This is a genomic window from Streptomyces sp. HSW2009, from assembly GCF_040240285.1.
GTDB lineage: Bacteria > Actinomycetota > Actinomycetes > Streptomycetales > Streptomycetaceae > Streptomyces.
Window position 1 is genome coordinate 1 of sequence record NZ_JBEHZD010000297.1, and the last position, 9534, is coordinate 9534.

Sequence of the window (9534 nt, forward strand, 5' to 3'; positions counted from 1 at the left end):
GGGGGGGGGGGGGGGGGGTCCCCGCGCGGCCCCCACCCCCCCCCCCCCCCGGCGGGGCCCCCCCCCCCCCCCCCCGCCTCCCTCAGCAACCCCTACCCCTCACCCCTCCAGCACCGGTTCGGCCCCCTCACTCGGAGCGCCCGCGAACTGGGCCGCGTACAGCCGCGCGTACGCGCCGTCCGCCGCGAGCAGCGAGGTGTGCGTGCCCTGCTCGACGATCGTGCCCGCCTCCATCACCAGGATCAGATCGGCGTCCCGGACGGTGGAGAGGCGGTGGGCGATGACGAAGCTGGTGCGGCCGGTGCGCAGGGAGGCCATCGCCTGCTGGATGAGGACCTCGGTGCGGGTGTCCACGGAGCTGGTCGCCTCGTCCAGGACCAGGATCGCCGGCTCGGCCAGGAAGGCCCGGGCGATGGTGATGAGCTGCTTCTCGCCGACGCTGACGCCGGCGCCCTCCTCGTCGATCACCGTGTCGTAGCCGCCCGGCAGGGTCCGTACGAAACGGTCCACGTGGGTGGCGCGCGCCCCCCCCACGACGGCGTCGTGGGAGGTGCCGGCGGGCGCCCCGTACGCGATGTTCTCGGCGATGGTGCCGCCGAAGAGCCAGGTGTCCTGGAGCACCATGCCGATGTGCGAGCGCAGCTCCTCGCGGGGCAGGGCGGCGATGTCGACGCCATCCAGGGTGATCCGGCCGCCGCGCACCTCGTAGAACCGCATCAGCAGGTTGACCAGGGTGGTCTTGCCGGCGCCGGTCGGGCCGACGATGGCGACGGTCTGTCCTGGCCGCACCGTCAGCGACAGGTCATCGATCAGCGGCTTGTCGTCCTCGTACCGGAAGCTGACCCGCTCGAAGGCGACCTCGCCGCGCCCCGCCCCCGGCGCCGGGGCGGCGGCCGGGCCTGGCGCGGGGCGGGGCGGGGGGAGCGCCTTGGTCGCGGGCGGGTCCGGGGTCTGTTCGTCGGCGTCGAGGAGTTCGAAGACCCGCTCGGCCGACGCGATGCCCGACTGGACCAGGTTGGCCATGCTCGCGACCTGCGTGAGCGGCTGGCTGAACTGCCGCGAGTACTGCACGAACGCCTGCACGTCACCGATCGACAGGGAGCCGCTGGCCACCCGCAGCCCGCCGACGACGGCGACCAGTACGTAGTTGAGGTTGCCGATGAACATCATCGCGGGCTGGATGATCCCGGAGATGAACTGGGCCCGGAAGCTGGAGGCGTACAGCTTCTCGTTGTGCTCGCGGAAGGTTTCCGCCGACTCCTGCTGCCGGCCGAAGACCTTCACCAGGGCGTGCCCGGTGTACATCTCCTCCACGTGCGCGTTGAGGGCCCCGGTGGTCGTCCACTGCTGGACGAACTCCGGCTGCGCCCGCTTGCCGATCCGGGTCGCGATCACCACCGAGACCGGCACCGTGACCAGGGCGACCAGCGCCAGCAGCGGCGAGATCCAGAACATCATCGCCAGCACGCCGACGATGGTCAGCAGCGACAGGGTGATCTGGCCGAAGGTCTGCTGGAGGGTCTGGCCGACGTTGTCGATGTCGTTGGTGGCGCGGCTGAGCACCTCGCCGCGCGCCTGCCGGTCGAAGTAGCTGAGCGGCAGCCGCGCCAGCTTCTCCTCCACCTGGGCGCGCAGCCGGAAGACGGTGCGCTGCACGATGTACGTGGCCAGCCTGGCCTGGAGGAAGGTGCCGGCGCCGGCCACCAGGTAGATCGCGAGGACCCACAGCAGGGTGTGCCCGACCGCATCGAAGTCAATGCCCTGACCTGGTACGACGTCCATCGCGGCGACCACGTCCGCGGCCGTTCCCTCGCCGCTGTCACGCATCCGCTGGACGGCTTCGGCCTTGGTCTGGCCGTCCGCGAGCCGGTCGCCGATGACGCCGGTGAAGATCAGGTCGGTGGCGTGGCCGAGCAGCTTGGGGCCGATCACGCTGAGCGCGATGCAGACCACGGCGAGCCCGACCATCACGGTCACGCCGAGCCGCTCGGGCCGCAACATGCCAAGGAGTCGACGGCTCGACCCGCGGAAGTCCATGGTCCGCTCGGTGGGCTGGCCGCCCAGGAACCGCGCGGCCCCGATCCCGGGCCCGGGCCCGCGCGGGGCGGCCTTGGCCTTGGGCCGGGGTTGGGACTGGGCATTGGGCTGGGCTTGGGACTGGGCTTTGGGTTGGGGCTGGGGCTCGTCCTCGGGCCGGCCCTCGGCTGCGGGCTCGGACCCCGGCCGCGGTCCCGGCCCCGGCCTCCCCTCCGGCGCGCTCATGCCGCCTCCTCCGCCGTGAGCTGGGACAGTACGATCTCCCGGTACGTCTCGTTGGTCTCCATCAGCTCCTGATGCGTGCCGGTGCCGACCACCCGGCCCTCGTCCAGGACCACGATCTGGTCCGCGTCGCGGATGGTGCTGACCCGCTGCGCCACGATGATCACCGTCGCGTCCGCGGTCCGGCGGGCGAGCGCAGCCCGCAGCCGGGCGTCGGTGGCGTAGTCGAGCGCCGAGAACGAGTCGTCGAAGAGGTAGATCCGCGGCTCGCGCACCAGCGCACGGGCGATGGCGAGCCGCTGCCGCTGGCCGCCGGAGACGTTGCCGCCGCCCTGTGCGATGGGCGCCGCGAGCCCGCCCTCCATCGCCGCCACGAACTCGCTGGCCTGCGCCACCTCAAGCGCCTGCCACAGCTCCTCGTCGGTGGCGTCCGGGTTCCCGTACCGCAGGTTGGAGGCGACGGTCCCGCTGAACAGGTACGGCTTCTGCGGGACCAGGCCCACCCGGCCGCCGGCCTGCTCCGGGTCGAGGTCGCGCACGTCCTGCCCGTCGATCAGCACCTGCCCCGCCGTCGCGTCGAACAGCCGCGGGACCAGGCCGATCAGCGTCGACTTGCCGCTGCCCGTACTGCCGATGACGGCCGTGGTGCGGCCGGGCCCCGCGGTCAGCGAGACGTCGCGCAGCACCGGCTCCTCGGCGCCCGGGTAGCGGAACTCCACGCCGCGCAGCTCAAGTTCGCCGCGCTGCCGGGCCGGCGTGACGGGGCGGGCCGGGGGCGCCACGCTGCTCTCGGTGGTGAGCACTTCCTGTACGCGCTCCGCGCAGACCTCGGCCCGCGGCACCATCATCAGCATGAAGGTGCCCATCATCACGGCCATCATGATCTGCATCAGATAGGAGAGGAACGCGGTCAGCGCGCCGATCTCCATGTCGCCGCCGGCGATGCGGTGCCCGCCGAACCAGACCACGGCGACGCTGGAGACGTTGATGACCAGCCCCACGACCGGGAACAGCAGCGACATCAGCCGCCCGGCCCGTAGCGAGACGTCCCGCAGGGCGCCGTTGGCCCCGGCGAACCGTTCCCGCTCGTACCCGTCGCGGACGAACGCCCGGATGACCCGGATGCCGGTGATCTGCTCGCGCAGCACCCGGTTGACCCGGTCCACGTTCTCCTGCACGCCGCGGAACGCCTCCCGCAGCCGGCGGACGATCAACGAGATCAGCACGCCGAGTACGGGGACGAGGGCCAGCAGCAGCCCGGAGAGCGGCACGTCCTGGTTGAGCGCCATCACCACGCCGCCGACGCACATGATCGGCACCGTCACCATCAGCGTGAACGTCATCAGGCACAGCGTCTGCACCTGCTGCACGTCATTGGTGGTGCGGGTGATCAGCGAGGGCGCGCCGAACCGGCCGAGCTCACGGGCCGAGAAGGACTGCACCCGGTCGAAGACGGCGGCGCGCAGGTCACGGCCGAGCGCCATGGCGGTGCGGGCGCTGAGGTAGACGGCGGCGATCGCGCACACCATCTGGAGCAGGGTCACGACGAGCATGACGCCGCCGGTGCGCAGGATGTGGCCCGCGTCCCCCTTCACGACACCGTTGTCGATGATGTCCGCGTTGAGGGTCGGGAGGTAGAGGGTGGCCAGGGTCTGGGTGAACTGGAGCGCCACGATCGCGGCGATGGGGCGTGCCGCTGGTCGCAGGTACGCGCGCAGTAGTCGGACCAACACATCGCGCACCTTATGTGAGCCCTGCCGCACCGGCTTCTGGTTTACCGCACCTGGAGCCGGTCTTTGCCCACCTCACCTGGGGCGCGGCCAACGAGCACGGCGCTCGGGACGTCCTGGCGGCGGGCCACCGGCCGGGCCGGCGCGGCGATCGGGGCGGCCGGCAGGCGTCATCATGGAGGGCGGCCCGCGCGGGCCCGGCCCCCGACGGGCCGGCGGCGCGCAGGCCGATCCGAGCCGGGCCGGTGGTCCGCGGGACGAGGCAGACGAGAAGAAGGAGCCCCATGGCGGCAACGGACACGGGGGCCCCGCCGGCCGGGACCATCCGGTACTGGGCGGCGGCCAAGGCGGCGGCCGGCACCGCGGAGGAGTCGTACGCCGCGCACACCCTCGCCGACGCGCTCACCGCGGCCCGCCACCGGCACGGGGCCAGCCCGGAGTTCGCCCGGGTGCTGCTGCGCTGCTCGTTCCTGGTCGACGGCGTCTCCGTCGGGACCCGCGCGCACGACACGGTCCAACTGGCGGACGGCGGCACGGTCGAGGTGCTCCCCCCGTTCGCGGGAGGGTGACCCACCGACCATGAACGACCGACAGCACGACCCCCACGATCCCCACGGCGACCAGGGCCAGCAGGGCCAGTACCAGCAGTACGGACACCAGGGCCAGCCCGGCCCCTACCCGCCGCACGCGCAGCAGCCCGCGCCGCAGGACGCCACGCCCCAGCCCCCGTACGGCACGCCGTACGACGCGCCCGCCAGCTACGGAACCCCCTACGACAACGCCGCGTACGACCCCGCACCCGGCTCCTACCAGGCCGCTCCGTACGGGGACGGCGGCTACCAGCCCGACCCGTACGCCGCACAGAACAGCCACCCGAACCAGCCGAACCAGCCGGTGCACCCGGTGCAGGCCGGGTACGACGCCAACGGCGGGTACGGGACCGGCGAGTACGGCGCTGCCGGATACGGGACCGGCGGATACGGGACCGGCGGATACGCCGGTGGCCAGGGCGACGGCTCGTACGGGGGCGACGCCCAGCAGGGGAACGGGTACGAGGGAAACCAGTACCAGGGGAGCGGATACACCGGAGGCCCGTACCAGAGCGGTCCGACGTACCAGGGTGATCCGCTCGGAGACGGCCCGTACCAGAGTGATCCGCTCCAAGGCGGTGCGTACGGAGCCGGCGGCCAGGGCGGCGGCTCGTACCCGCACGGCGTCCCCGGCGGATACGCGGGCCACGCCGACCCCGGCCGGACCACCGCGCCGTACGGCACCGCGCCGCACCAGGCCGGACCGTACGAAGCGGGCGCGCCGCACCAGGCCGGACCGTACGCCGGGGCCCCGCAGCACGCGGGCCCGTACGGCAACGGCGCGCCGGGCGACGGCCCGCACCCGGCCGCGTGGGGCGCCGGCGCCGGGCCGCAGCCCGGGCACGGCCGGGCGGACGAGACGCACGTGCTCGGCACGGTGCGGGCGGACGAGACGCACGTCCTCGGCACCGTGCGGGCCGACGCAACGCACGTGCTCGGCACCGTGCCGTCCGACCAGACCCATGTGCTCGGCACCGTGCGCGCCGACGACACGCGCGTGCTGAAGCCGATCCAGGGTGACGGGGCGGCGCCCCGCGGTGGTGGTGAGAGCGGGGCGGTCGGGGAGTCGGGGGCCGCGCCGTTGACCGCCGCCGAGAAGGCCAAGGCCGAGGGCCGGCCGCAGATCCTCGGGCCCGGGCTGCAACCCGCGGCGCTGACCGCGGTGCTCGCCGGGTTGCTCGCGGTGACCGCGCCGATCGCCGAACCGGCGCTCGCGGTGGCCGTGGTGCTGCTCCAGGCGGTGACCGCGGCGGGCTGGTTCCGGCTCAACGGAATGTGGCCCGCGCGGCAGGGCATCGCCCTGGCCTTCCTTGCCGGCGTCGTCGCCGACATCGGGCTGCTCGCCACCGACCGGGACCAGGCGCCGACCGTGCTGATCGGCACCCTCGGCTGCTGGCTGCTGCTGGTGATCGTGCTCCAACTGCGCAACCTCAGCCCGCCGGACGAGCGGCTGTACGGGCTGACCGCCACCGCCACCTCGGCCGCGCTCGCCGTGGTCGCCGGCGGGTACCTGGCCACCGACGCGGACCCGGTGGTGATCGGCGCGGCCGGCGTCGCGGTCGCGGCGCTGCTGCGCGCGCTGCCGCTGCCAGGACCGGTCTCCGTACTGCTCGCGCTCGCCGCGGCGGCCGGCGCCGGCTACGCCGCCGGACGCCTCACCGACTTCGGCACCGAAGGCGCGCTCATCGGGCTGGCGGCCGGGGTGTGTGCGCTGGTCGGGCTGCGGGTGGCCAGCTACGACTACCCGTCGCGCTTCGTGCACCTGACGGCCGGGGTCGCGCTGCCGCTCGCCGCGGCGGCGCCGGCCGTCTACGTCCTGGGCCGGGCGCTCGGCTGAGCGCCTGCGGTTCCGCGGGGCGCCCGACACCCGCCGCGCCCCGCGGAACCGGCCCGTGCGCGGAACCGCGGGCACCGGCCGGGCGTCACCGGATACGAGCGAACGTTCGGCCGATTTCGGGCGCCTGCGGTTAGGCTCGCTGCCAGGCACGGACCTGACGGACTCCTTGGGGGGCACACCAGCATGTCGGACGCGGCGCACAGGGGCGCAGCACACGGGGGTGGCCAGGGCGGTGTGCCGTACCAGCCCGCACCCGGCGGGTACGAGGGCGGCTACGGCGACGGTCGCGACGGCTACGCGGACGGCCAGGGCGACTACGCGCACGGTTACGCGCAGGGCCAGGGCGGCTACGGCGACGGCTATGCGGACGGTCAGGGCGGCGGGTACGACCCGTACGCGGCCGGGCCCGCCGCCGGTTACGACGACCGGCAGCCGCCCCCGCCGGCGCCCCGGCGGCGCCGTGGCCGGGGCCTGAAGATCCTGCTCGTCCTCGTGATCATCCTGGGCGGCCTGTTCGTCGCCGCCGACCGGATCGCCGTCAACGTGGCCGAATCCGAGGTGGCCAAGAAGATCAAGAGCAAGGAGAACCTGACCGACACGCCCGAGGTGTCGATCAAGGGCTTCCCGTTCCTGACCCAGGTGCTGGACAAGAAGTTCGACGAGGTGGAGGTCACCTTCAACGGCCTGACCAGTTCGGAGAACGGCCGCGCCATCCGGATCACCGAGATGAAGGCGACCATGCGGGACGTCAAGGTCTCCGGCAACTTCTCCTCCGCCACCGCCGCCCACGCCACCGGCCGCGCCCACGTCAGCTATGCGGACCTCTCCAACGCCGCCGGCCCCGGCATCACCGTCGGCTACGCCGGCCAGGACAACGCGGGCCAGGGCCGAGTGAAGCTCAGCGCCGGGCTGCCCGGCTACAAGCTGAGCGCGTACGGCACGGTCAGCGTGGTCAACGGGGACACCATCCGGCTGCGCGCCGACAAGATCCCGCCCGGCGCGGTGCCCGGCCTGGAGGACAAGGTGCGCGAGCGCACGGACATCGACCGCAAGGTCGACGGCCTGCCCGCCGGGCTCGACCTGAAGTCGATCGCCACCTCGGAGGACGGCGTCGACATCGAGGCCGAGGGCAACGCGGTCGAACTGGCCGGCTGACCCTGCGACTGCCCTGCCGGGCGGTTGCGCTGGTGGGCCCTGGCACCACTGAACGCGTGCATGAACACGTGCACCACCGAACGGCCGGCTACCCTCGGGTGGCCGGCCGTTCCCGCGCCCGCCGCCACCCCGTCCACCCGCCGTCCACCTGCTGAGACGCGGGCGTCCGCAGTGCAGATGCCGATCGGCACGGGCCCGCGCCGCCGGGGGTCGCGGGTGCAGCTCACCCGGTCACCGTCTCACATGCCAATCATTCTCGTCTCACGATATGACACGCCGGTGACACGTCAGCCCGCCGTCCTTACGATCGAACGCATGAAGCGACAGGCGGATCTCACGAAGCGGCGGGCAGTAGACCTGTGCCGCGTCGCCGCCATGCTCTGTCGCCCCGTCTGACACGAGGCCCCGTCGTTGGGGACGCACCGCGCACGTTCTTGCAGGTCCGCCCCGTTCCGCCCGACACCGGGCCCGGCTTCGTACCACCCCCCGCGCAGCGCCGCGCGCATCCCCTAGCGCCGCCTGCCGGTGCGCCATCCGCGTAACCGTGCACCATCCGTATCTGCCCCGGAGGAGAACAGCATGAGCCGCAGCGACGTCCTGGTGGACGCCGAGTGGGTCCAGGCCCGGATCGACGACCCGAAGGTGGTCATCGTCGAGGTCGACGAGGACACGTCTGCCTACGACACGAACCACATCAAGAACGCCGTCCGGATCGACTGGAAGCAGGACCTCCAGGACCCGGTGCGCCGTGACTTCGTGGACCAGGCGGGCTTCGAGAAGCTGCTGTCCGAGAAGGGCATCGCCAACGACGACACCGTCGTCCTCTACGGCGGCAACAACAACTGGTTCGCCTCGTACGCCTACTGGTACTTCAAGCTCTACGGGCACCAGGACGTCAAGCTGCTCGACGGTGGCCGCAAGAAGTGGGAGCTGGACGCCCGCGAGCTGGTCTCCGAGGTCCCGACCCGCCCGGCCACCACGTACCAGGCCAAGGCGCAGGACTCCTCGATCCGCGCGTTCCGCGACGACGTGGTGGCGGCCATCGGCTCGCTGAACCTGGTCGACGTGCGCTCCCCCGACGAGTTCTCCGGCAAGCTGCTCGCCCCGGCGCACCTCCCGCAGGAGCAGTCGCAGCGCCCGGGCCACGTGCCCAGCGCCCGCAACATCCCGTGGTCGAAGTCGGCCAACGACGACGGCACCTTCAAGTCGGACGACGAGCTGAAGGAGCTGTACGAGGGCGCGGGCGTGGACCTGGCCAAGGACACCATCGCGTACTGCCGCATCGGCGAGCGCTCGGCCCACACCTGGTTCGTGCTGCACGAGCTGCTCGGCCAGAGCAACGTCAAGAACTACGACGGCTCCTGGACCGAGTACGGCTCGCTGGTCGGCGTGCCGATCGAGGTCGGCTCGGGTTCCTGACCCGCCACTCCCCGCGACCCTTCGCGACCTCTTCCTCCCTGACGTAAGGACAGACACCCATGTGTGGAGCACAGGCCGGCGGCCCCGACGCGTCGACCATCAAGCCCGGTGAGACCACCATCCAGGGCAGCGTGACCCGCGACGGCCAGCCCGTCACCGGTTACGTGCGGCTGCTGGACAGCACCGGCGAGTTCACCGCCGAGGTCCCGACCTCGGCGACCGGACAGTTCCGCTTCTACGCGGCCGAAGGTACCTGGACGCTGCGCGCGCTGGTGCCCGGCGCCACCGCCGACCGCACGGTCGTGGCGCAGAAGGGCGGGCTGGCCGAGGTGGCCATCACCGTCTGACGTCGCACACCGGACGGCCGGAGGGCCGCACCCCAGGGGTTGGACGCCTATGGCTGGGGTGCGGCCCTCCGCGCATCCGCCCCCGTGCCGGAGCGCGCGGCCGGTGCCGGGCGGGTTCGTGGGGGGGGGGGGGGGGGGGGGGGGGGGGGGGGGGGGGGGGGGGGGGGGGGGGGGGCGGGGGGGGGGGGGGGGGGGGG

At 73.1% G+C, this 9534-nt stretch carries 7 protein-coding genes; 5 read left to right on the forward strand and 2 right to left on the reverse strand.

The window, feature by feature from the left end:
* Window positions 1-99 precede the first annotated feature (99 nt).
* Together AAHZ94_RS20995 and AAHZ94_RS21000 are read right to left on the reverse strand one after the other, a co-directional pair.
* A complete protein-coding gene (locus AAHZ94_RS20995) occupies window positions 100-2262 on the reverse strand; it encodes an ABC transporter ATP-binding protein (RefSeq protein ID WP_349994526.1) in 2163 nt (720 codons plus the stop codon).
* On the reverse strand, window positions 2259-3992 hold the full coding sequence (locus tag AAHZ94_RS21000; protein WP_349994527.1) for an ABC transporter ATP-binding protein: 1734 nt from the start codon (window positions 3990-3992) through the stop codon (window positions 2259-2261). The genes AAHZ94_RS20995 and AAHZ94_RS21000 overlap by 4 nt, the downstream gene beginning before the upstream one ends.
* 281 nt (window positions 3993-4273) lie before the next feature.
* Here AAHZ94_RS21000 and AAHZ94_RS21005 point away from each other — a divergent pair, with 281 nt between their 5' ends.
* The 5 genes from AAHZ94_RS21005 (at window position 4274) to AAHZ94_RS21025 (ending at window position 9337) form a co-directional block, all read left to right on the forward strand.
* Window positions 4274-4558, forward strand: coding sequence for a MoaD/ThiS family protein (locus AAHZ94_RS21005; protein ID WP_349994528.1), 285 nt, complete (start codon window positions 4274-4276; stop codon window positions 4556-4558).
* A 10-nt stretch (window positions 4559-4568) separates the two neighbouring features.
* Window positions 4569-6416: a hypothetical protein gene (locus AAHZ94_RS21010; RefSeq protein WP_349994529.1), complete on the forward strand. Its 1848-nt coding sequence runs from the start codon at window positions 4569-4571 to the stop codon at window positions 6414-6416.
* Window positions 6417-6650: 234 nt separating this feature from the next.
* Window positions 6651-7571 carry an LmeA family phospholipid-binding protein gene (locus AAHZ94_RS21015; protein WP_349994530.1) on the forward strand — a complete coding sequence of 307 codons (921 nt, stop codon included), beginning with the start codon at window positions 6651-6653 and terminating at the stop codon, window positions 7569-7571.
* 579 nt (window positions 7572-8150) lie between these two features.
* Window positions 8151-8990, forward strand: coding sequence for a sulfurtransferase (locus tag AAHZ94_RS21020; protein WP_349994531.1), 840 nt, complete (start codon window positions 8151-8153; stop codon window positions 8988-8990).
* A gap of 59 nt (window positions 8991-9049) precedes the next feature.
* Entirely contained in the window at window positions 9050-9337 is a 288-nt protein-coding gene (locus tag AAHZ94_RS21025) for a DUF1416 domain-containing protein (protein ID WP_349994532.1), read from the forward strand.
* Window positions 9338-9534: the final 197 nt, after the last annotated feature.